We start from the raw sequence: 21190 nt of genomic DNA on the forward strand, positions 1-21190 counted from the left end.
CACGATGGATCTTCACGCCACGGGACTCCACACGATGGGCGTTCCCGCGGCGGGATCTCTGTGGTCCTCGCGCTCGCGTGCGCGATCGTCCTGGCAGGCGGGGGCCTCGTCCTCGGGCTCCTGGTCGCGGCCCCTCACGACGCGGGGACGGGGTGGACGTCGCAGTCCATGATGGTCCCGGCCCGCGCGGGAGGGGGCATGCTCGGGCCACCGGCGGGTGCCGGCGGCACCCGGCGCGGCGACGTCGCGGTCCAGGGCCAGCAGGTCCGGCAGATGCAGAGCTGGCTCCGGCAGTGGTATCCCGAGCAGCCCGTGGCGCAGTACCGGCCGATGATGCGCGACCTGACCAGGCTCTCGGGCGAGGACCTCGACCGCGCCTTCCAGCGGGACATGGCGCAGATGCGTCGCTGGCTCGTGCAGTGGTCCGGGCCGACCTCCGGCGGCTGCCGAGCCTGGCGTGCAGGACGGGCCCTTCCGCCCGTCCACGAACCGGCAGGAGGTCTACCGTGCTGGCCGCCGACATCATGACCACCGCCGTCGCCACCATCGGGCCGGACGACCGGGCCGAGGACGCCTTGCGCGCTCTCGGCGACCGGGCGATCACGGCCATGCCCGTCGTCGACCACGACGGCCGTCTCGTCGGGATCGTCAGCGAGGGGGACCTGCTGGCGAGCGGCGTCGCCCGGGACCCCAGGTCGACGCTGCGCCGGGACGCCGCAGGGGACCGCGGGCTCCCGTGGCCCACCGTCCGGGTCGGAGACGTGATGACGCGCCCGGTGGTCACCGCGGTGCCGAACCAGGACGTCGCGAGCCTCGTCGGCACCATGCTCGCCCGCGGCATCCACTCCGTGCCCGTCGTCCTCGGTGCGCGTGTCGTGGGGATGCTCAGCCGCAGCGACGTCGTCCGCGCGCTCGCGCGCACCGACGCCCAGATCGCCGCCGACGTGACGGCTCAGCTGCGTGGCGCCGGCCTCGACGGGTGCACGTGCGCGGTCGAGGACGGCACCGTGCGCCTGGTCGGCGGCTCCGCCGCGGACCTCCGGCTGGGGTCGTCGCTCGCGCGGACCGTCGCGGGGGTCCGCGCGGTGGTCACAGACTCTCCGGCCAGCTCTTGAGCACCTCGCCGAAGCGTTCCAGCACGAGCGGCGCGTGCTTCGGGACGCCAGTCAGCGGGACGACCTCCACCGGGGTGCCGGCGTGCCCGAGAACGGCTCGCGTCGTCGGGCCGAGGCGCCCCAGGTGCTCGAGGTCACGCCGGCGCCGGGCGAGCACCAGGACGTCCGCGCCCGCGGCGGCGTCGACGAGCTCTTGGGCCGGCCTGCCGGGGACGACGCCGATCTCGACCTCGACGTCCGGGAAGCTGTCCCGCCAGTCGGCCACGGTCGACTCGAGCAGCCGGGTGGCCGCCACGACCCACTCCCCGGTCACGGCCCGCTCGCGGTCCAGGGCCGCATAGGGGTCGGGCACCTTCCACACGTGCCTCACCTGCAGCAGCGCGTGCCTGGCGGCGGCGAGCGGGAACGCGTACGCCAGGACCTCTGCCGACGCGGGCTCGACGCCGACGAGGACGCGGCCGCGCTCCGAGGGCTGCCAGTCGCGGTCGACGACGGCGACGGGCACCGTCGCGCGCGCGGCCACGCCCGCGGTGGTGCTCCCGACGTACACCCGGTCGATCCCGTGCCGGGTCTCACGGCCCAGCACCAGGAGACTGCCCGGCGCGGCGGCGGCGACGAGCTCGGCCACCCGCCGGCCCTGGCGCAGCACCCCGTCCACGCGGAGGTCCGGTGCGGACTCCCGCGCGGCGGCGACCGCCTTGTCGAGGATCTCCCGCGCCACGTCGACGAGGGCTTCGCGCGGATAGTTCATGTACGGCATCGAGCCTCCCACCGGCAACGTGGCAGGAGCGACGTGGACGACCCGCAGGTCCGTCCTGCGTCGTCGTGCCTCGTGGACGGCGTACCGGACGGCGCCGGCACTGCGCTCCGTCCCGTCGACGGCGACGACGACCGTGGCCGGGTGTTCGGCGGCGTTCATGGCGTGGTCCTTCCTGAGGGTCGGGACGGCCAGGCGGCCGACCGCACGTCGTCAGGGACCTGGGGAGCGTCGACGGCGCTGTCGACGGGATGCCCCGACCTCGACGTCGAGGTCGTCCCCTGTCCGGTCGCGGTCACGCGTGGTGGGCGGTCCTGCTCTCGCTCGTCCACGGTCGTGTCCTCTCCGCTCGAGGTCGTCCGTCAGCCGTGCGGTGCTGCTGCACCGCGCAGGTCACGGGCGGGTGCGACACCTCCACGGTGGCACTGCCGGGGCCTCGCGGACAGTGCCGTTGGCCCCCCGCGGGCGGGCCGCAGTACCTGACGTGACCCGGTCCGAGGACCCTGTGCCGTCAGCCCGCCCGGCCGAGACGACCGGGGTGGGGGCGGCCTGGACGAGCTCGCCCCCGCCCGCGTGCCGCGCACCGTGGCCACGGTCGGCGCCGTGGGGCTACTGTCATGAACGGGCCAAGACGCGGCCTGCCGGGGTCACCCACGCGAGTGGAGGACGGACGATGACGACGGAACGACTGGCACCGGTCGGGCAGGGTCTGTCGCGGGGTGCGCGCTGCAGCATCGGCCGGTACCGGTACGACGTGGCTGCCGACCGGTGGTGGTGGTCGGACGAGGCGTTCCGCATCCACGGCTTCGAGCCGGGCGACGTGGTCCCGACCACGGCGCTGCTGCTGGCGCACGAGCACCCGGAGGACCGGGACCACGTCCGCCGGGTCCTCGAGCACGCGCGGGTCTCCGGCGAACCGTTCGCCAGCGTGCACCGCATCATGGACGCGAGCGGCACGGAACGCACCCTCGCGATCGTCGGGGAAGGGCGGCACGACGGCGGCGCCGGCGACGTGACCGAGCTGACGGGATTCTTCGTCGACATGACCGCCCCCGTCGCCCTGCGGGCCGACGCCCGCGCCAGCGCGAGCATCCGCGCGTCAGCGGCGAACCGCGCCGCGATCGAACAGGCCAAGGGGATCCTGGCGCACGTCCTGGGGGTCGGCATCGACGAGGCGTTCGACGTCCTGCGTCGGGCGTCCAACCTGGCGAACGTGCCGCTCCGCGCGCTCGCCCACGACATCGTCGATCACCTCACCGACGGCGACGGCGATGGCGACGCCTCGGTGGTCGCGGAGCTGCTGCGCCAGGTAGCGGGCGCACCGTCCGACGACGAGGAGGCCCGATGAGGGCGTTGACCATCGTGCCGCAGAAGGAAGGCTCGCTCGCGGTCACGGACGTGCCCGAGCCTCGGCCCGCCGACGGGGAGCTGCTCGTCGACGGCATCGCCGTGGGCGTCTGCGGCACGGACCGCGAGATCGCCGCCGGCGAGTACGGTGCACCACCGCCCGGGCGGGACCGGCTCGTCCTCGGCCACGAGTCCTTGGGCCGGGTCCGCAGCGCGCCGGAGGGCAGCGGGTTCACGGCGGGCGACCTCGTCGTCGGGGTGGTGCGCCGCCCCGACCCCGAGCCGTGCGGGGCCTGCGCCCGGGGACAGTTCGACATGTGTCGCAACGGCCGGTACACCGAGCGAGGGATCAAGGAGCTCGACGGCTATGCGAGCGAGCGCTGGGCGGTCGACCCACGCTTCGCGGTCCGCCTCGACCCCGCGCTCGAGGACGTCGGGATGCTGCTCGAGCCGACCACGGTCGTGGTGAAGGCATGGCAGCAGGTGCAGGCCGTGGGGTCGCGCGCATGGTTCGAGCCGCGCACGGCGCTCGTGACCGGAGCGGGGCCGATCGGCCTGCTGGCGGCCATGCTCGGCGTGCAGCAGGGCCTGGAGGTGCACGTGCTCGACCGGGCCACGGACGGACCCAAGCCCGGCATCGTGGCCGACCTGGGCGCCACCTACCACGACGACCCGGTCGACGAGGTCGCCGCGCGGATCCGCCCCGACGTCGTGATCGAGGCGACCGGAGCCACCTCGGTCGTCTTCGACGCGATCGCGGCCACCGGGACCTATGGCGTCACCTGCCTGACGAGCGTCACCTCCGCCGGCCGTCGGCTGCGCATCGACGCGGGCGCCGTGAACCGCGAGCTCGTCCTGGAGAACGACGCGGTCGTGGGCTCCGTGAACGCCAACGTCGACCACTACCGCGGCGCCGTGCAGGCGCTCGGACGAGCCGACGTCGGCTGGCTGCGTCGCCTCGTGACCCGCCGGGTGCCCCTCGAGCACGCGACCGAGGCGTTCACCGCGCACGACGACGACATCAAGGTCGCCATCGACCTCCGAGACGCCGGGGCGTGATCGCGGTCAGGATCGGCACCCGACCCTGACAGACCGCGTCCCGCTTGCGACCAGGGGCACAGCGGCCACGATGGCGTGGAGCTGTCGTCGTCTTCCCAGGAGGTGCTGGTGCCAGAGCGCGGACTCCCGGCGGGTGAGGTCCGCGAGCGGTGGCATCGTGCCTGGGTGCTGCACCCGCGTCTGTCCATGGCGCTGCGCGGGGCGGTCGCCGCGGCGCTCGCCTGGGTGGTGGGGACGCTGATGCCCGCCCCGTGGTCCGAGTTCCCGTACTACGCGCCGCTGGGGGCCGTCGTCGCGACGACGAGCACGCTGGCGCGGTCGGTGCGTGAGTCGGTGCAGACCGTCGGCGCGCTGCTGCTCGGTGCGGCGATCGCCGTCGGCACGGACGCCGTGCTGCCGCCGGACGCCCTGTCGATCGCGGTCGTGGTCGGCGTGGCGCTGCTGTGCGCGGGCTGGCGCGTGCTCGGGGAGATGGGGTCGTGGGTGGCGAACTCGGCGATCTTCGTGCTGATCCTCGGCCAGGGGGAGAGCACCGAGTACATCGGCGCGTACGCCGGCCTGGTGGTGGTGGGCGCGGCCATCGGCATCGGGGTCAACTTCGTGCTGCCGCCGCTGCTGCTCACGCCGTCCGACGTCGCGCTCGACGCGCTGCGCGACTCGCTCGTGGGGGAGCTCGACGACCTCGCCGGCTGGCTCGAGGACAAGGGACCGCTCGAGCCCGAGGAGTGGGAACGTCGACGGCGCGCGCTGTGGCCGACCGTCGAGGGGGCGCGGGGGGCGGTCACCCGCACCGGTGAGGCGAGGCGCGGCAACCTGCGCGCACGGCGCTACGGCGACCGGGTCACGACGCAGGCGCGTCGCGCCGAGGTGCTCGTCACGACGGCAGAGGTGGTCGACGAGCTCGTGCGGCTCCTCGCTGGCTGGGAGGTCGCCGACCGGGAGCAGGTCCCGCTGGGACCCCGGTTGCGTCCGGAGCTCGCCGCGACGCTCCGCGCCTTCACCGCTGCCCTGCGGGCCCCCGGCTACGACGACCCGCAGGCCGCGGCCGACGTCTCCCACCCGACCGCGGCGGAGCGGTTCGACCACGCCGTCGACGAGCTCCGCGACGAGGTGCGCCGGGCGAGCGCACGGTCGGGCGGCGACGACCACCTGGTGGCGAGCGCGCTCGTCGTCGTCCTGCGACGCGGTGCCCAGGTCCTGCAGAGCTGACGGCGGCAGGGGTCCGGGCTCGTCTGGGCTGGCGCCGCGTCGGCGAGCGTGCACCAGGGGGTGCCGTCAGACTCGCCCGATGACGAGCACAGCCACCACCGGGTCGACCGGCCTGCGCCGCGCGGTGACCGCGCCCCTGCTGTACCTGTTCATCCTGGGCGACGTGCTCGGGGCCGGCGTCTACGCCCTCATCGGGGAGATGGCGGGCGACGCCGGCGGCCTCGTCTGGCTGTCCTTCCTGGTCGCGCTGGCGATGGCGATGCTGACGGCCTTCTCCTACGCCGAGCTCGTCACGAAGTACCCCCGGGCGGGCGGCTCGGCCGTGTTCGCCGAGAAGGCGTACGGCAGCCCGCTGGTCGCGTTCCTGGTCGGGTTCTGCATGCTGTCCGCCGGCATGGTGAGCGCCGCCGGGCTGTCGCTGGCCTTCACCGGCGAGTACCTGGCCGCGTTCCTCGACGTCCCGCAGGTGCCCGCCGCCGTCGTGTTCCTGCTGGTCGTCGCGCTCGTCAACGCGTGGGGCATCAAGGAGTCGCTGCGCGCCAACGTCGTGATGACGGTGATCGAGTCCGCCGGCCTCGTGCTCGTCATCGTCCTGGGTGCGTGGGTGATCGGCCGCGGCGACGCGGACCTCAGCGGGGCGTTCACCCCGCCCGAGGACTCCACCGTGGGCCTGGCCGTGCTGGGCAGCGCGCTGGTGGCGTTCTACTCGTTCGTCGGTTTCGAGACGTCCGCGAACCTGGCCGAGGAGGTCCGGGACGTCTCCCGGGTGTATCCGCGCGCGCTGTTCGGAGCCCTCGCGACCGCCGGGGCCGTGTACGTGCTCCTCGGGTTCGTGGCCCCCGCCGTCGTCGCCCCGTCCGAGCTCGCCGAGTCCTCCGGACCGCTGCTGGAGGTGGTCCGCGTCGCCGGCTTCGTCTCGCCGGAGCTGTTCGCGGTCGTCGCGCTCGTCGCCGTCGCCAACGGCGCCCTGCTCACCATGATCATGACGAGCCGCCTCGCCTACGGGATGGCGCACCAGGGCCTGCTGCCCGCGGCGCTCGGCCGGGTGCTGCCCGGCCGGCGCACGCCGGGCGTCGCGATCCTGGCGACCACGGCGGTCGCCGTCGTCCTCGCGGCGACGGGAGAGCTGGTCGACCTGGCCTCGACCGTCGTCCTGCTCCTGCTCTTCGTGTTCCTCTCGACCAACGTCGCCGTCCTGGTGCTGCGCCGGGACCACGTCGAGCACGACCACTTCCGCGCCCCGACCGTCCTGCCCGTGCTGGCGGTCGCCTCGTGCCTCCTGCTCCTCACCCAGCAGGAGGCGCAGCACTGGCTGCTGGCGGCCGCGCTGCTCGCGGTCGGGGTCGTCGTCTTCCTCGTCACGCGTCGCACGATGCGGGCCCGGGCCTAGCCGTACCGACGCGGCCGATGAACACGCCCGGTGGGCCGGGAGTTGCGAGCACGGCCCGTCTTGGCACGGTGGGAGGAGGTCCAGCAGGGGGCCGCACCCTGCCGCCGAGTCCCGGCGGCCGAGCGCCGGCAGCCCGGCGAGCGGAGGAACCATCATGGCGACCGGAGAGACTGGATTCGACGACGTCACCTACGACCTGATCTCGGTGCAGTACCACGCGCTGAAGGCGGGCCACGACTACGGGCAGTACGTCCGCGACGCCCGCAACGCGGGCAAGGACGACATCGCGGAGTTCTTCGAGCGGGTGATGTCCGAGGACTCGGCGCGTGCCCAGCAGTGCCACCGTTTCATCGCCGAGCTCACGGGGGACGGCGGCACGTCGGCGACGTCGCCGCAGGGCGGCACGGCCTGACCGACCTGACCGACGGGGAGATGCCGCAGACCTGAGCGCACGCACGTCGCAGGAAGGAGACGACACGGTGGTCTCGACCGACCGGATCGCCGAGCCGTGGGGGACCCGGACCCCCTACGGCCCGGGCGAGCCGTGGCCCACCCGGGTGGACACGTTCCTCGACGACGGCGTCTCGCCCGGCGACGTCGACCGCTGGGTGCAGTCCGCGACGCTGCTGCACTCCAACGGGGACGGCCTCGACATCGCGGTGAAGGACGGCCGCATCGTGGGGGTGCGGGGGAGGGCCGTCGACCGCGTGAACCACGGTCGCCTGGGTCCGAAGGACCTCTTCGGGTGGCAGGCGAACGCCTCCCCGGACCGGCTGACGCGGCCGCTCGTGCGCCGCGACGGCCGTCTCGTGGAGGCGACGTGGGACGAGGCGATGGGCCGGGTGGTCGGCCGGACGCAGTCCCTCCTCGACGAGCAAGGTCCCTCCGCGATCGGCTTCTACACCTCCGGTCAGCTGTTCCTGGAGGAGTACTACACGCTGGCGCTCGTCGCGCACGGGGGGATCGGCACCAACCACGTCGACGGCAACACCCGGCTGTGCACGGCGACGGCGGCCGAGGCGCTCAAGGAGTCGTTCGGCTGCGACGGGCAGCCCGGCTCCTACACGGACGTGGACCATGCCGACGCCATCGCGCTCTTCGGGCACAACGTGGCCGAGACGCAGACGGTGCTGTGGTCCCGGGTGCTCGACCGCCTGGCGGGCCCACGGCCCCCGCAGGTCCTGTGCGTGGACCCGCGCGCGACCCCGGTCGCCCGCGCGGCCACGGTCCATCTCGCGCCCCGCCCGGGCACCAACGTCGCGCTGATGAACGGGCTGCTCCACGAAGTGATCGCACACGGGTGGGTCGACCGGGCGTACGTCGACGCGCACGCCGTCGGGTTCGACGAACTGGAGCGGCAGGTGGCGGACTACCCGCCCGAGGTGGTCGCCCGGATCTGCGACGTCGCGGCGGACGACCTGCGGGCCGCCGCCCGCCTGGTCGGCACGGCCGAGCGGCTGCTGTCCACGGTGCTGCAGGGGTTCTACCAGTCGCACCAGGCGACGGCCGCCGCCGTGCAGGTGAACAACCTGCACGTCGTGCGCGGCATGCTCGGGCGGCCGGGGGCCGGGATCCTGCAGATGAACGGCCAGCCGACGGCGGAGAACACCCGGGAGTGCGGCGCCGACGGCGACCTGGCCGGGTTCCGCAACTGGTCGAACGACGCGCACGTGGCCGACCTCGCGCGCGTGTGGAACGTCGATCCGGCGGACATCCCGCACTACGGGCCGCCCACCCACCTCATGCAGATGATGCGGTACGCGGAGGAGGGGTCGGTGCGGATGCTCTGGGTGCAGGCGACCAACCCGGCCGTCTCGCTGCCCGAGCTCGCGCGGATCCGGTCCGTGCTGTCCCAGGAGCGGCTGTTCCTGGTGGTCCAGGACGCATTCCTGTCGGAGACGGCACAGCTGGCCGACGTCGTCCTGCCCGCCGCGACCTGGGGCGAGAAGACCGGGACGTTCACCAACGCCGACCGCACCGTCCACCTGTCCGAGAAGGCCGTCGACCCGCCCGGGGAGGCGCGCCCGGACCTCGACATCTTCGTCGACTTCGCACGGCGGATGGACCTGCAGGACAAGGACGGGCGACCCCTCGTGCCGTGGACCGGGCCGGAGGCGGCCTTCGAGGCGTGGAAGGAGTGCTCGCGGGGTCGGCTCTGCGACTACTCCGGCCTGTCGTACGCGAAGCTCCGGGGTGGCAGCGGCATCCAGTGGCCGTGCACCGACGACGCGCCCGACGGCACCGAGCGCCTGTACGCGGACGGCGCGTTCTGGGCCGACCCGGACCGGTGCGAGAGCTACGGGCGCGACCTGGTGACGGGCGCCCCGCTCGAACCCACCGAGTACCGTGCCCTCAACCCGGACGGCAAGGCCGTGCTCAAGGCGGCGGAGTACCTCCCGCCCGTCGAGGAGCCCGACGAGGACTTCCCGCTCTGGTTGATCACCGGGCGCACGCTCTACCACTTCCACACGCGCACCAAGACGGGGCGGGCCCCTCAGCTCCAGGACGCCGCGCCGGACGTGTGGGTCGAGCTCTCCGCCACCGACGCGAGCACGTACGGCCTCGCGGAGGGCGACCTCGCCGAGGTGACCACGCCCCGCGGCAGGGTCGAGGCTCGCGTGCGGGTGAGCGGCATCCGCCCGGGCGTCGCCTTCCTGCCCTTCCACTACGGGTACTGGGACCTCGGCTCCGCAGGGCCCGGTGCAGGGTCGGGTGCAGGGTCTGATGGCAGGCCGGGCGAACCACCGGGCCGCGCCGCGAACGAGCTCACCATGACGGCCTGGGACCCCGCCTCCAAGCAGCCCCTCTTCAAGACGGCCGCGGCCGCGGTCCGCAGGCTCCGCGGCGGGGACGGGTCGCCGTCCGCCGCGCCGACCACCACGGGCTCCGCGCCGGTCGCCGGTGACGTGCCGCCCACCGCCGGCGGCGTCCGCGCCCTCAGCGACGAGGACCTCTCCGCGACGACGGACGGAGCACGATGAAGATCGGGCTGGCGCTGCGCGGGCTGCACGCGTCCGAGGACGACCTCGCGCACGAGCTGCTGCGGGTCGCCGCGCGGCACCAGGCGGACCAGGAGCTGTTCCACACCGGCCAGCTCCTCGCGCGCTGGTCGCAGGACCACGTGCGGGCGGTCGCCGCGATCGCGCACCGCTACGGACAGGAGCTCGACCCGGAGCCGCGCGACCGGGCGGACGGGGCGCGCCGCCTGCTCGAGCAGGGCAGCGAGCTGGTGGGCCGCATGCGGTCGGGGGAGCTGCTGGTGCTCCGCGACCTGCGCGAGACCGCCATGAAGGCCTACGGCGTCTCGACGGAGTGGGAGATGGTCGCGCAGGCCGCGCAAGGCGCCCGGGACCCCGACCTCCTCGCCGTCTGCCAGCAGTGCCACCCGCAGACGCTGCGCCAGCTGCGCTGGGCGAACGCGCAGATCAAGGTCCTGTCGACCCAGGCGCTCCTGGCTTGACCGGCCGGTCCCCGTCCCGCCGGTGCCCGGTCAGCGACCCGCCAGGGCCCGTGCCAGGGACGCCTTGCCTGCGGGACCCCACTCCGGTTTGCCGCCGGGCAGTCCCCGGTCCCCGTTCTGCCCCATCAGCAGGAGGAACAGGCTCTTCATGACGGCGAGCCCGCGAGCCCGGCGGACGGTCGCCTCGTCCGCGCGCGGGTAGCCCTCGAAGAACCGGGCGGCGCCGCCTGCGGGAAGCAGCAGCCACGCGGCCGCCAGGTCCCAGGCCGGGTCGCCGGCGAAGAGGGCGCCGAAGTCGACGACGCCCGCGAGGGTGCCGTCGCGCACGACGACGTTCGCGGGGTGCAGGTCCCCGTGCACCCAGACCCGCGGGCCGTCCCACGCGGGAGCTGCGACCGCGTCCTGCCACACCGCGCGGACGTCGACCTCGGCGACGCCGTCGAGGTCGACGGAACGCAGGAAGTGCTCGAACCCGTCGGTGCACTCCCGGGGGTGCGCGCCGAAGTCCGAGGCGCCGGGGGCCTCGACGGGTGCCTCCACGTGCAGCGCTGCGAGGAAGGCGGCCAGCGTGTCGGCCGCGTGGTCGCCGCGCGTGATCCGGCCCTGGTCCAGCGGCGTGCCCGCGACCCACGTCATCACGGTCCAGACCTTGGGGAACCGCGCGGACGGCGCACCGTCCCGCACCGGCCGCGGCACCGCGAGCGGCAGACGCGGGGCCAGGACGGGCAACCAGCGCCGTTCCTTGAGCTGCAGGTCGGCGGAGGTGTCCATCCGTTGCATCCGGACGGCCAGGTCGTCCCCGAGGCGCCACATCTGGTTGCCCCAGCCGCCCGCGACCTCCTGCACGGGCAGCTCGGCCAGGTCGGGATGCTGCTCGCGCAGCAGGGCACGGACGAGGTCGGCGGTGACCTCGGACTCGGACTCGGGCTCGGTCATGGGCAGCCAGGGTAGCGCCGGCGGCGGCCGGGCCAGGCATGATGGCCGGGTGCCCCGTGACCCCCGCCCCGGACTGCGCGTGACCTCCGCGCTCGTCGTCCCCGAGCCCGAGCTGACGTGGCGGTTCTCCCGGTCGTCCGGGCCAGGTGGCCAGGGCGTGAACACCGCGGACTCGCGGGTGGAGCTGTCGTGGGACGTCGCCGCCTCCAGGGCGCTGACGGACGCGCAGCGTGCGCGCCTCGTCGAGCGGCTGGGGCGCCGGCTCGTGTCCGGGGTCCTCACCGTGGCGTCGTCCGAGCACCGCGCGCAGCTGCGGAACCGCGAGGTGGCGCGGACGCGGCTGGCTGCGCTTGTCGCCGACGCGCTCGCGCCCCCGGGGCCGCACCGGCGTGCGACGCGCCCGACCCGCGGCTCCGTCGCTCGCCGCATCGACGCCAAGAAGCGGCGCGCAGGGGTCAAGAAGATGCGCCGCCCGCCCCTGGACTGAGGCGTCCGCACCCGGACCGAGGCGGCCGCGCCGAGCAGGCCGAGGGGCTGAGGGGGCCTACCGCGGCGCGGGGCCGGTGCTCTGCCGCACGGTCAGGTGCACGGGCACGGTCTCGTGGGTGCCGCTGAGGTCGACGCCGTCGCGCACCTGGCGCAGCAGCAGGTCGACGAGGCTGCTGCCGATGCGTGCGAAGTCCTGCTCCACCGTGGTCAGCGGCGGCCACAGGTGCTCGGCGAGCGTGATGCCGTCGAACCCGACGACGGACACGTCGTCCGGGACCCGCCGACCCGCCTCGTGCAGGGCGTGCAGGACGCCGGCGGCCGTCTCGTCGTTCGCGCAGAACACGGCGGTGACGTCGGGGTCGGCGGCGAGCGTCGCACCGGCGGCGTAGCCGGTCCGCGCGGACCAGTCGCCGTGCAGCGGCTCGGGGACCTGCCGCCCGGCCTCCTGCAGCGTGGCGCGCCAGGCGTCGATCCGGCTCTGCGCCGGCAGGGAGTCGTCGGGCCCGGCGACGTGGTGCACGGTGCGGTGCCCGAGGTCGAGCAGGTGCTGGACGGCCAGCCGGGTGCCTTCCGTCTGGTCGGCGCGCACGGCGGGGTGGGTCCCGACGAACCGCGAGTCGGACACGACCACGGGCAGCTGGGCGGGCAGGGCGAGCGTGTCGGGGGTGGCCGACTCGGCGCGCACGATGACGAGCCCGTCGATGGCCTGGTGGGACAGCCGGGCGACGGCCGCGGAGACGTCGTCGGGGGAGGGGCTCTCGACGTCGACGATCGTCACGGTGTAGCCCTCGGCGCGCGCGGCCTCGACCACGGCCTCGACGGTGCGCGACTCGCCCGTGCGCGCCAGGCGGTGCGCGATCACGCCGATGGTCCGGAAGCTGCCGTAGCGCAGCGCCCGGGCGGCGGTGTTGGGGGCGTAACCGAGCTCCGCCATCGCGGCGAGGACGCGCTCGCGGGTGGCCGGCCGGACGTTGTCCAGCCCCATCGAGACGCGCGAGACGGTCTGGGAGGAGACGCCGGCCAGCGCGGCGACCTCCGCCATCGACGGTGCCGTCCGCGAGCGGCCGCGGGGTTGCGCCTGGGGCGCACCGTTCGTGTCGACCATCCCTGCCCTCTCGTGACCTCGGCCGTCGCCCGCGTCGGCGGCGTCGCCGTGCAGGTCGGACGGCGGGGCTTGACATCTCCCGCCGCCTCGCGACACTCTAATGCGGCCAGGATGTTTACGTAAACATTCGGCCCGCACCCTGGGAGTTGCTCCGTGACCGCTGTCGCTCCGGCATCCTCGCCGCCCACCGTGCCCGTGCTGCGCCGCAGCAGTCGGCGCTGGACCGGGTGGGCGTTCGTCGGCCCGTTCATGCTCGTGTTCGCGCTCGTGTTCCTGGCGCCGATCGTCTACTCGCTGTACCTGTCCGTGTTCCGCACGCAGATGGTGGGCGGCACGACGTTCGTGGGCCTCGACAACTACGCGCAGGCGCTCGCCGACCCGCAGTTCTGGGAGGGGCTGGGCCGTGTCGCCCTGTTCCTCCTGGTGCAGGTGCCGATCATGCTCGGCGTCGCGCTGCTCGTGGCGCTCGCCATCGACAGCGGCCGCCTCTACGGCAAGAGCTTCTTCCGCATCTCGATCTTCATGCCCTACGCCGTGCCGGCCGTCGTCGCCTCGCTCATGTGGGGCTTCATGTACGGCACCCGGTTCGGCCTGGTCGGCAACCTCAACGACGCCCTCGGGACCCACCTGCCGAACCCGTTGTCGCCCGACCTCGTGCTGGCCTCGATCGGCAACATCGTGACCTGGGAGTTCGTGGGCTACAACATGCTGATCTTCTACGCCGCGCTGCGCGTGGTGCCGCACTCGCTGTACGAGGCGGCGGAGATCGACGGCGCCGGCCAGTGGCGCGTCATCGGTGCCATCAAGCTGCCCGCCATCCGTGGCGCGCTCGTCATCGCCACGATCTTCTCGATCATCGGCAGCTTCCAGCTCTTCAACGAGCCGAGCATCCTCAAGTCGCTGGCGCCGAACGCCATCACCACGTCGTACACCCCCAACCTGTACGCCTACTCGCTGTCGTTCTCCGGGCAGCAGTACAACTACTCCGCGACCGTGGCCATCATCATGGGCCTGATCACCATGGTGATCGCCTACGTGGTCCAGCTGCGCGGCATGCGCAAGGAGCCGTGACCCGTGTCGACGCTGACCGCCGCCCCCGCCCGGCCCGCCCCGCGCCTGCGCACCCCGCGCCACCACTCCGTCGCCCGTCCTCGGCGCAGCACCCTGCTCACCGTGCTCACCGCCGTCGTGCTGGTGTACTCGCTGGTGCCGCTCGTGTGGCTGCTCGTCAACGCCACCAAGACGCAGGCCGACCTGTTCTCCTCGTTCGGGCTCTGGTTCGGCGACTCCTTCTCCCTGTGGGACAACGTCACCGCCACGCTGACCTACGACGACGGCGTCTTCGTGCGCTGGTTCGCCAACACCGTCCTGTACGTGGTCGTCGGCGCGGGCGGCGCGACCTTCCTCGCCGTCCTGGGCGGCTACGCCCTGGCGAAGTTCGACTTCCCCGGCAAGCGGGGGGTGTTCGCCCTCGTGATCGGCGCGGTGGCCGTGCCCGGCACGGCGCTCGCCGTGCCGACGTTCCTCATGTTCAGCCAGCTGGGCCTGACGAACACGCCCTGGGCGGTCATCATCCCGTCGCTGATCTCGCCGTTCGGGCTCTACCTCATGTGGACCTTCGCCGCCGAGGCCGTGCCGGGCGAGCTGCTCGAGGCCGCCCGGATCGACGGCGCGGGGGAGTTCCGCACCTTCTTCCGCGTGAGCCTGCCCCTGCTCGCGCCGGGGATCGTCACCGTGCTCCTGTTCACCATGGTCGCCACCTGGAACAACTACTTCCTGCCGCTGATCATGCTGCGCGACTCCTCCTGGTACCCCCTGACGCTCGGCCTCAACGCGTGGAACGCGCAGGCCGCGACCGCCGGCGGCGAGGCGATCTTCAACCTCGTGATCACCGGTGCCCTGCTCACGATCCTGCCCCTCGTGGCCGCCTTCCTGCTGCTGCAGCGCTACTGGCAGTCCGGCCTGGCGGCCGGGTCCGTCAAGGAATGACGGCTCGTCCGCCCTGCCCCTCGCACGACCTTCCGTGACACCCGTCTGACGATGAAGTGAGGACACCCATGAACGCACGATCCCGCCACCTGATCCGTGGCACCGCCCTCGCCGGGGTGCTGGCCCTCGGCCTGGCCGCCTGCGGCTCCGGCGAGGACAGCGGCCCTGGCGGCGGCGACGCCGCCCCCGTGGACACCGCCTCGGTGCTGGAGAAGGGCGGCGAGATCACCGTCTGGGCGTGGGAGCCCACGCTCGAGGGCGTCGTAAAGGACTTCGAGGCGAAGTACCCGAACGTCACGGTGAACCTGGAGAACGTCGGTACCGCGAACGACGAGTACACCGCCCTGCAGAACGCGATCGCCGCCGGCGACGGCGTGCCCGACGTCGCGCAGATCGAGTACTACGCCGTGCCGCAGTTCGCCATCTCCGAGGCGCTGACCGACCTCGGACCCCTCGGCGCGAGCGACCTGGACGGCACGTTCAGCACCGGCCCGTGGAACGCCGTGCACAGCGGCGACGGCGTGTACGGCCTGCCGATGGACTCGGGCCCGATGGCGCTCTTCTACAACAAGGACGTCTTCGACAAGTACGGCGTCGACGTGCCCACCACCTGGGAGGAGTACCTCGAGGCGGCCCGGACCATCCATGCGAAGGACCCGAAGGCGTACATCGCCAACGACATCGGCGACGCCGGGTTCACCACGAGCATGATCTGGCAGGCCGGGGGGCACCCGTACCAGGTCGACGGCACCGACGTGACCGTCGACTTCGCGGGCGACCAGGGCACGAAGACGTTCACCGACGTCTGGCAGCAGATCCTCGACGAGGACCTGCTCGCGCCCGTCGGCTCCTGGAGCGACGAGTGGTACCAGGGGCTGGGCAACGGCACCATCGCCTCGCTGACCATCGGGGCGTGGATGCCCGCCAACCTCGAGTCCGGGGTGCCGCAGGGCAAGGGCAAGTGGCGCGTCGCCGAGATGCCGCAGTGGGAGGCCGGGCAGCACGCGTCGGCCGAGAACGGCGGGTCCTCGCTGACCGTGCCGGCCGCCAGCAAGAACGCCGAGCTCGCCTACGCCTTCGTCGACTACGCCACGCACGGCGACGGCGTGCAGACCCGGATCGACGGCGGCGCGTTCCCCGCGACGACGGCGGACCTCGAGTCGGACGCGTTCCGCGGCACCACCTCGGAGTACTTCGGCGGCCAGAAGATCAACGAGGTGCTCGCCGACTCCGCCGCCCACGTGGTGGACGGCTGGCAGTACCTGCCCTTCCAGGTCTACGCGAACTCCGTCTTCAACGACACGGTGGGCCAGGCGTACGTCTCCGGCACGACGCTGACCGACGGCCTCGCCGCCTGGCAGGAGCAGTCCGTCACGTACGGCAACGGCCAGGGCTTCACCGTCAACAAGTGAGCCCGACCGCGTGACCCGGCGGCGGGGCGGAGCGCGCCCCGCCGCCGCCCTGCGCCCGCCGCGCACCCCCGCCACGAAAGGCCTCGTCACCCCATGCCCACGTTCGAGATCGGCGAGCGCGACTTCCTGCTCGACGGACGCCCCTTCCAGGTGGTCAGCGGAGCGCTGCACTACTTCCGCGTGCATCCCGACCAGTGGGCCGACCGGGTCCGCAAGGCGCGGCTGATGGGGCTGAACACCATCGAGACGTACGTCCCGTGGAACTTCCACGCCCCGCAGCCCGACGAGTTCGACCTCACCGGGCGCCGCGACCTGGGCCGCTTCCTCGACCTCGTGGCTGCGGAAGGACTGCACGCGATCGTGCGACCCGGCCCGTACATCTGCGCCGAGTGGGACGGCGGCGGGCTGCCGGCGTGGCTGTTCGCCGACGGCCGGGCCGGGGTGCGCCGGGACGACCCCGCGTTCCTGGCGGCCATCGGCACGTACTACGCCCACCTGCTGCCGGTCGTCGCCGAGCGGCAGGTGACCCGCGGCGGCCCGGTGCTCCTGGTGCAGGTGGAGAACGAGTACGGCGCCTACCCGGGCGTCCCCACCGACGAGCGCGCGCGCTACCTGCGCGCGCTGGTCGACCTGACCCGCGCGCAGGGGATCGACGTGCCCCTGTTCACGTGCGACCAGGCCGACGACGAGCACTTGTCGCTCGGCGGGCTGCCCGAGCTGCACAAGACGGCGAACTTCGGTTCCCGGTCCCTCGAGCGGCTGGCCGTGCTGCGTCGGCACCAGCCCACCGGGCCGCTGATGTGCACCGAGTTCTGGGACGGCTGGTTCGACTCGTGGGGGCTGGAGCACCACGTCACCACCCCGGAGGCCACCGCCGCCGACCTCGACGACCTGCTCGGTGCGGGAGCGTCGGTCAACCTCTACATGTTCCACGGCGGCAGCAACCTGGGCCTGACCAACGGGGCGAACGACAAGGGGACGTACCTGCCCATCACCACGTCGTACGACTACGACGCCCCGCTGTCCGAGCACGGCGCGGCGACCGCGAAGTTCCACGCCCTGCGCGCGGTGATCGCGAAGCACGCGCCCGTGCCCGACGAGGTGCCGACGCCGCCGCACCCCGCCCCGGAGCTCGACGTCGTCCTCGACCGGCGCGTGGCGCTCGACGGCGTCCTGGACCGGGTGTCCGGGCGGCCCGTGCGGACGTCGGCCGCGCAGCCCCCGACCATGGACGACCTGCGGCAGTGGTCGGGCTTCGTGCTGTACGGCACGCGCGTCCGGGCGGACGACGCGGTCCTCGTGGCGCAGGAGGTGCGCGACCGCGCCGTCGTGGCGCTCGACGGCGACCCGGTGGGCGTGCTGGACCGCACCACCCACGCCTGGTCGCTGCCGCTGCCCCGGCGCGCCGGCACGCTGACCCTGCTCGTCGAGGACCGCGGGCGGGTGAACTACGGTGCCCGGATCGGCGAGGCCAAGGGGATCGTCGGGACGGTGCGCACCGCCACCCGCGAGCTCACCGACTGGGAGGCCGTGCCGCTGCGGCTCCACGACGCCCCGGCGCTCCTGGCGGACGGCGACTGGGGACCGGCGGGCGACGACGTCGCTCCGGTCGCCGGGCCGTCGTTCCACCGCGGCACGTTCTCGACGGTCGCGGGCGCCGACCACTTCCTGCGTCTGGACGGCTGGACCCGCGGCCTCGCCTGGGTCAACGGTGAACTGCTGGGCCGGTACTCCAGCCAGGGCCCGACCGGCACCCTCTACGTGCCCGGCCCGCTGCTGCGCGCCGACGGCAACGAGCTGGTGCTGCTCGAGCTGCACGGCGCGGCCGCGCCACGAGCCCGGTTCGTCGCGACCCCCGACCTCGGGCCGACGGAGGCCTGAGCGCCATCAGGGCCCCCGACGCGGCGGTGAGGCGCCGCCCGTGCTCCTCTCGCCCCGCGCGACCCGCCGCGCGGACGTAGGCTCGCGTCGCCGGGGGCAGCACGGCGCAGGGTGATCCTCGCCACGACGTGGGGTGGTGCGATGGCGACCAGCGCGCGGGGCACCCGCGAGCGCCGTCTGCGCCGCGAGGCATGGGGCTTCTCGGCGGGGTCGGTCTGCTTCCTCGTCGGGGCGCTGCCCGCCTACGCGGCGTGGGCCGGTGCCGTCGGCACCGGGGCGACGTTCGTCGTGGGCGCCGTCCTGTTCACCGCGGCGGCCGTGGTGCAGCTCGCGCTCAGCGGCCGGCGTCCGCCGGGGCCGGGCACGGCGCCGGCGGACCGGTGGGACTGGTGGTCCGCCGCGGTGCAGCTGCTCGGCACGCTGCTGTTCAACGTGAGCACCACCATGGCGCTGGCGGCGGCCGTCGCGACCCCGGGCGACGTCGGCGCCGGGTGGCGCCCGGACGCGTTCGGCTCGGCCGCGTTCCTCGTCTCGAGCGGCCTGGCCCTGGTCGCGACGGCGGACCGGGGCCGGCTGTGGGACCGCGACGCCCGGACCTGGCACGGCACCTGGCTGAACGTGGCGGGGTCGGTCGCGTTCGCGGCGTCGGCGGTGGGCGCGTACGTCGCGCCGGGCACGGACGCGGACCTCAGCCCGTGGTGGTCGACGACGGGCACGCTCGTCGGTGCCTGCTGCTTCCTCGTGGCCGCGCTCCTGTCGCGGCGCGCGGCGGAGGCGGGTCCGGGGCCGCTCAGCCCTCGCGGGTGACGCGCAGGGCGTCCCCCTCGACCTCGGCGGCGCTCCAGAAGTTGCGGAGCATCTCCTCGGGGGTGAGCAGGGAGTCGCGCTGCTCCACCGGCTCGTCCTCGCCGGCGATGGCCTTCACCTCGTCGTGGATCCGCTCCATCGAGCTGTCGAGGGACGCGGCGACGTCGGCGGCGAGCTTGAGGGAGTCGGTGAGGTGCCGGGGCACGTCGCGCGCGTACTTGTAGTAGATCTTGTGCTCCAGGCTGGCCCAGAAGTCCATCGCGATGGTGCGCAGCTGGATCTCGACGACGACCTCCTCCACCCGGTCCGACAGGTAGACGGGCACCTGCACGATGAGGTGCAGGGACTTGTACCCGTTGGCCTTGGGGTGCGCGATGTAGTCGCGCTCCTCCAGGATCGTGAGGTCGGCCTGGTTGAGCAGCATGTCCCGCACCTTGTAGATGTCTGAGACGAAGCTGCAGGTGACACGCACGCCCGCGACGTCGAACATCCGCTCGCGGACGCCCTCTGGCGTCAGGGGGATGCCCTTGCGGCGGCACTTGGCGACGATCGACTCCAGCGACTTGAGCCGCGAGCTCACGTGCTCCACCGGGTTGTAGTTCTGCATGTGCCGGAACTCGTCGCGCAGGATCGAGATCTTGGTCATGACCTCGTCGATGCCGAACTTGTACGTGAGCACGAGCCGTCGCAGCTGGTCCACCAGCGTCCGGATCTCAGCGGCCTCGGGGGAGTGGTGCTCGGGGGCGGGCTCGCCCGCGGGTCGGCTGTCGACGTTCTGGCTCACGCCCTCCACGGTAGACGGCGCGGCGCCCCGGTAGGGTCCTGGGCATGGCGACGGTGCTTCCTTTCGACGGTCACACTCCCGACATCCACCCCACGGCGTGGGTCGCCCCGACGGCGACGATCGTCGGGAACGTGCGCATCGAGGCGCACGCCAGCGTGTTCTACGGGGCGGTGCTGCGCGGCGACATGGACGCGATCGTGCTGGGCGAGGGCTCCAACCTCCAGGACAACTGCGTGGTCCACACCGACACGGGCGTGCCCGCGACGATCGGCGCCGGCGTGGGCGTGGGCCACGGCGCGATCATCCACGGCGCGACCGTCCGCGACGGGAGCCTCGTGGGGATGGGTGCCACCCTGCTCAACAACGCGGTCGTCGGCGAGGGCGCGTTCGTCGCGGCCGGGGCGCTCGTGCGCGAGGGGCAGGAGATCCCCGCCGGCCACCTGGCGGTCGGCGTGCCGGCCAAGGACCGCGGGGAGCTCGACCCCGAGGGTGCCGAGCGCGTCCGTCGCAACGCGATCGAGTACCGCGAGCTGGCGGAGCGGCACCGGCGCTCGGTGGGCTGACCTCGTCAGGAAGGGGTGCGCACGACGCCGAACGTCGTGTGCCCGCGGAGGCGGAAGCCGAGGTTCTCGTAGAGCCGGATGGCGTGGGCGTTGTCGCCCGCCGCGTGCAGCATCGCCCGTGCGCCGCGCTCGCGGACGTGGTGGGCGACGTCGAGCACGAGGCGCGTGGCGAGGCCCTGGCCGCGGTGGTCCGGGTCGGTCGTCACCGCGCTGATCTCCGTCCAGCCCGTCGGCTGGAGCCGCTCGCCGGCCATGGCGACGAGGCGGCCCTCGCGGCGGACGCCCACGTAGCGGCCCATGAGGTAGGTGCGCGGCAGGAAGGGTCCGGGCCGCGACCGCTCGACGAGCGCCAGCATGTCCGGCACGTCGTCGGCGCCGAGCACCACGGCCTCGGGGTCGGGACGGGTGCGCAGCGCCTCGGTCTCGACGAGCTGGACCCCCTGGTGCAGGGCGACCCGCTCCCACCCCGCGGGCAGGGCGACGTCGGCGGGCGGGGTCGGGAACTCGGCGCCGGGGCCGACGAGGTCCACGACGGCGTCCCACACGTCCGGCTCGTCCCACGAGCGCACGCCCGCGAACGGCGAGACGTCGGGGGGATAGCGCAGCGCCAGCTCGTTGCCCTCGGCCAGGTGCGCGTGCACGCCGGTGAGCGAGGACCAGCGAGGGTTGTCCAGGACGGACTCGGATGCGGCGGAGGCCGGCTGCGGGGCCGGTCCCGGTCGGGGGGCCTGGGCCGCGTCCGTCGGGCCGGTCGGGGTGGTCGTGGTGGTCATCGGTCCTCCTGTCAGGCCGTGGCAGCCTAGACGCTCGCCGCGCCGTCACGACGCCGGTTTCGCCGTGGGCGTGCTGTGAGGTGTGCCGCGCACGGCGGCGCCCCGGCCGGAGAC

21 protein-coding genes are annotated in these 21190 nt (G+C 73.7%); 16 read left to right on the plus strand and 5 right to left on the minus strand.

Going from position 1 to position 21190, the window contains the following annotated elements; genetic code table 11:
* Positions 1-60: 60 nt before the first annotated feature.
* Both ACFT55_RS02935 and ACFT55_RS02940 read left to right on the plus strand, forming a co-directional pair.
* Positions 61-528, plus strand: coding sequence for a hypothetical protein (locus ACFT55_RS02935; RefSeq protein ID WP_380241282.1), 468 nt, complete (start codon positions 61-63; stop codon positions 526-528).
* Complete coding sequence (locus tag ACFT55_RS02940) at positions 507-1115, plus strand: HPP family protein (RefSeq protein WP_380241284.1); 609 nt, start codon at positions 507-509, stop codon at positions 1113-1115. The genes ACFT55_RS02935 and ACFT55_RS02940 overlap by 22 nt, the downstream gene beginning before the upstream one ends.
* Here ACFT55_RS02940 and ACFT55_RS02945 read toward each other — a convergent pair.
* Positions 1090-2034, minus strand: coding sequence for a universal stress protein (locus tag ACFT55_RS02945; RefSeq protein WP_380241287.1), 945 nt, complete (start codon positions 2032-2034; stop codon positions 1090-1092). The two genes, ACFT55_RS02940 and ACFT55_RS02945, sit on opposite strands and share 26 nt — an antisense overlap.
* Positions 2035-2545: 511 nt before the next feature.
* Here ACFT55_RS02945 and ACFT55_RS02950 point away from each other — a divergent pair.
* From ACFT55_RS02950 to ACFT55_RS02980, 7 genes are all read left to right on the plus strand, one after another.
* Positions 2546-3220 (plus strand): PAS and ANTAR domain-containing protein, encoded by a 675-nt coding sequence (locus tag ACFT55_RS02950; protein WP_380241289.1) that lies wholly within the window; start codon positions 2546-2548, stop codon positions 3218-3220.
* The gene (locus ACFT55_RS02955) at positions 3217-4278 is read left to right on the plus strand and encodes a glucose 1-dehydrogenase (RefSeq protein WP_380241291.1); all 1062 of its coding nucleotides are present in this window, start codon (positions 3217-3219) and stop codon (positions 4276-4278) included. Before ACFT55_RS02950 ends, ACFT55_RS02955 begins: the two co-directional genes overlap by 4 nt.
* Positions 4279-4443: 165 nt before the next feature.
* Positions 4444-5487, plus strand: a complete 1044-nt coding sequence (locus ACFT55_RS02960) for an aromatic acid exporter family protein (protein WP_380241293.1) — start codon at positions 4444-4446, stop codon at positions 5485-5487.
* Positions 5488-5566: 79 nt separating this feature from the next.
* Positions 5567-6877, plus strand: a complete 1311-nt coding sequence (locus ACFT55_RS02965) for an APC family permease (protein ID WP_380241295.1) — start codon at positions 5567-5569, stop codon at positions 6875-6877.
* A gap of 154 nt (positions 6878-7031) precedes the next feature.
* Positions 7032-7289 carry an acyl carrier protein gene (locus ACFT55_RS02970; RefSeq protein WP_380241297.1) on the plus strand — a complete coding sequence of 86 codons (258 nt, stop codon included), beginning with the start codon at positions 7032-7034 and terminating at the stop codon, positions 7287-7289.
* A gap of 67 nt (positions 7290-7356) precedes the next feature.
* A complete protein-coding gene (locus ACFT55_RS02975) occupies positions 7357-9858 on the plus strand; it encodes a molybdopterin oxidoreductase family protein (protein ID WP_380241299.1) in 2502 nt (833 codons plus the stop codon).
* Positions 9855-10337 carry a hypothetical protein gene (locus tag ACFT55_RS02980; protein WP_380241302.1) on the plus strand — a complete coding sequence of 161 codons (483 nt, stop codon included), beginning with the start codon at positions 9855-9857 and terminating at the stop codon, positions 10335-10337. Before ACFT55_RS02975 ends, ACFT55_RS02980 begins: the two co-directional genes overlap by 4 nt.
* Positions 10338-10367: 30 nt before the next feature.
* On the opposite strand, the gene ACFT55_RS02985 is transcribed toward ACFT55_RS02980, so the two are convergent.
* The gene (locus tag ACFT55_RS02985) at positions 10368-11273 is read right to left on the minus strand and encodes an aminoglycoside phosphotransferase family protein (protein WP_380241304.1); all 906 of its coding nucleotides are present in this window, start codon (positions 11271-11273) and stop codon (positions 10368-10370) included.
* Positions 11274-11322: 49 nt separating this feature from the next.
* Here ACFT55_RS02985 and arfB point away from each other — a divergent pair, with 49 nt between their 5' ends.
* Positions 11323-11760 (plus strand): alternative ribosome rescue aminoacyl-tRNA hydrolase ArfB, encoded by a 438-nt coding sequence (gene arfB / locus ACFT55_RS02990; RefSeq protein WP_380241306.1) that lies wholly within the window; start codon positions 11323-11325, stop codon positions 11758-11760.
* Between the two features lie 57 nt (positions 11761-11817).
* Here the strand turns inward: arfB and ACFT55_RS02995 are convergent, their stop codons facing one another.
* The gene (locus tag ACFT55_RS02995) at positions 11818-12867 is read right to left on the minus strand and encodes a LacI family DNA-binding transcriptional regulator (protein ID WP_380241309.1); all 1050 of its coding nucleotides are present in this window, start codon (positions 12865-12867) and stop codon (positions 11818-11820) included.
* A gap of 249 nt (positions 12868-13116) precedes the next feature.
* On the opposite strand from ACFT55_RS02995, the gene ACFT55_RS03000 reads away from it, so the two are divergent.
* From ACFT55_RS03000 to ACFT55_RS03020, 5 genes are all read left to right on the plus strand, one after another.
* Positions 13117-13938, plus strand: a complete 822-nt coding sequence (locus tag ACFT55_RS03000; protein ID WP_380241323.1) for a carbohydrate ABC transporter permease — start codon at positions 13117-13119, stop codon at positions 13936-13938.
* A gap of 3 nt (positions 13939-13941) precedes the next feature.
* Positions 13942-14856, plus strand: coding sequence for a carbohydrate ABC transporter permease (locus tag ACFT55_RS03005; protein ID WP_380241311.1), 915 nt, complete (start codon positions 13942-13944; stop codon positions 14854-14856).
* Between the two features lie 68 nt (positions 14857-14924).
* Positions 14925-16268 (plus strand): ABC transporter substrate-binding protein, encoded by a 1344-nt coding sequence (locus ACFT55_RS03010; protein ID WP_380241313.1) that lies wholly within the window; start codon positions 14925-14927, stop codon positions 16266-16268.
* Between the two features lie 93 nt (positions 16269-16361).
* Entirely contained in the window at positions 16362-18149 is a 1788-nt protein-coding gene (locus tag ACFT55_RS03015) for a beta-galactosidase (RefSeq protein ID WP_380241315.1), read from the plus strand.
* Between the two features lie 141 nt (positions 18150-18290).
* The gene (locus ACFT55_RS03020; RefSeq protein WP_380241317.1) at positions 18291-18956 is read left to right on the plus strand and encodes a hypothetical protein; all 666 of its coding nucleotides are present in this window, start codon (positions 18291-18293) and stop codon (positions 18954-18956) included.
* On the opposite strand, the gene ACFT55_RS03025 is transcribed toward ACFT55_RS03020, so the two are convergent.
* The gene (locus ACFT55_RS03025; protein ID WP_380241325.1) at positions 18940-19668 is read right to left on the minus strand and encodes a GTP pyrophosphokinase family protein; all 729 of its coding nucleotides are present in this window, start codon (positions 19666-19668) and stop codon (positions 18940-18942) included. The genes ACFT55_RS03020 and ACFT55_RS03025 overlap by 17 nt on opposite strands.
* 116 nt (positions 19669-19784) lie before the next feature.
* On the opposite strand from ACFT55_RS03025, the gene ACFT55_RS03030 reads away from it, so the two are divergent.
* Positions 19785-20303, plus strand: a complete 519-nt coding sequence (locus ACFT55_RS03030; protein ID WP_380241319.1) for a gamma carbonic anhydrase family protein — start codon at positions 19785-19787, stop codon at positions 20301-20303.
* Positions 20304-20308: 5 nt separating this feature from the next.
* Here ACFT55_RS03030 and ACFT55_RS03035 read toward each other — a convergent pair whose 3' ends face one another.
* Positions 20309-21076, minus strand: coding sequence for a GNAT family N-acetyltransferase (locus ACFT55_RS03035; protein WP_380241321.1), 768 nt, complete (start codon positions 21074-21076; stop codon positions 20309-20311).
* Positions 21077-21190 lie beyond the last annotated feature (114 nt).

The sequence above is a fragment of the Isoptericola sp. NPDC057191 genome (genome assembly GCF_042670225.1).
GTDB lineage: Bacteria > Actinomycetota > Actinomycetes > Actinomycetales > Cellulomonadaceae > Isoptericola.

Excerpts from the sequence above, each read along its gene's own strand:
- ACFT55_RS02945 (WP_380241287.1), bottom strand. The coding sequence starts at position 2,034 with ATGAACGCCGCCGAACACCCGGCCACGGTCGTCGTCGCCGTCGACGGG.
- ACFT55_RS02950 (WP_380241289.1), top strand. The coding sequence starts at position 2,546 with ATGACGACGGAACGACTGGCACCGGTCGGGCAGGGTCTGTCGCGGGGT.
- ACFT55_RS02955 (WP_380241291.1), top strand. The coding sequence starts at position 3,217 with ATGAGGGCGTTGACCATCGTGCCGCAGAAGGAAGGCTCGCTCGCGGTC.
- ACFT55_RS02965 (WP_380241295.1), top strand. The coding sequence starts at position 5,567 with ATGACGAGCACAGCCACCACCGGGTCGACCGGCCTGCGCCGCGCGGTG.
- ACFT55_RS02970 (WP_380241297.1), top strand. The coding sequence starts at position 7,032 with ATGGCGACCGGAGAGACTGGATTCGACGACGTCACCTACGACCTGATC.
- ACFT55_RS02980 (WP_380241302.1), top strand. The coding sequence starts at position 9,855 with ATGAAGATCGGGCTGGCGCTGCGCGGGCTGCACGCGTCCGAGGACGAC.
- ACFT55_RS02985 (WP_380241304.1), bottom strand. The coding sequence starts at position 11,273 with ATGACCGAGCCCGAGTCCGAGTCCGAGGTCACCGCCGACCTCGTCCGT.
- ACFT55_RS02995 (WP_380241309.1), bottom strand. The coding sequence starts at position 12,867 with ATGGTCGACACGAACGGTGCGCCCCAGGCGCAACCCCGCGGCCGCTCG.
- ACFT55_RS03000 (WP_380241323.1), top strand. The coding sequence starts at position 13,117 with ATGCTCGTGTTCGCGCTCGTGTTCCTGGCGCCGATCGTCTACTCGCTG.
- ACFT55_RS03010 (WP_380241313.1), top strand. The coding sequence starts at position 14,925 with ATGAACGCACGATCCCGCCACCTGATCCGTGGCACCGCCCTCGCCGGG.
- ACFT55_RS03015 (WP_380241315.1), top strand. The coding sequence starts at position 16,362 with ATGCCCACGTTCGAGATCGGCGAGCGCGACTTCCTGCTCGACGGACGC.
- ACFT55_RS03020 (WP_380241317.1), top strand. The coding sequence starts at position 18,291 with ATGGCGACCAGCGCGCGGGGCACCCGCGAGCGCCGTCTGCGCCGCGAG.
- ACFT55_RS03030 (WP_380241319.1), top strand. The coding sequence starts at position 19,785 with ATGGCGACGGTGCTTCCTTTCGACGGTCACACTCCCGACATCCACCCC.
- ACFT55_RS03035 (WP_380241321.1), bottom strand. The coding sequence starts at position 21,076 with ATGACCACCACGACCACCCCGACCGGCCCGACGGACGCGGCCCAGGCC.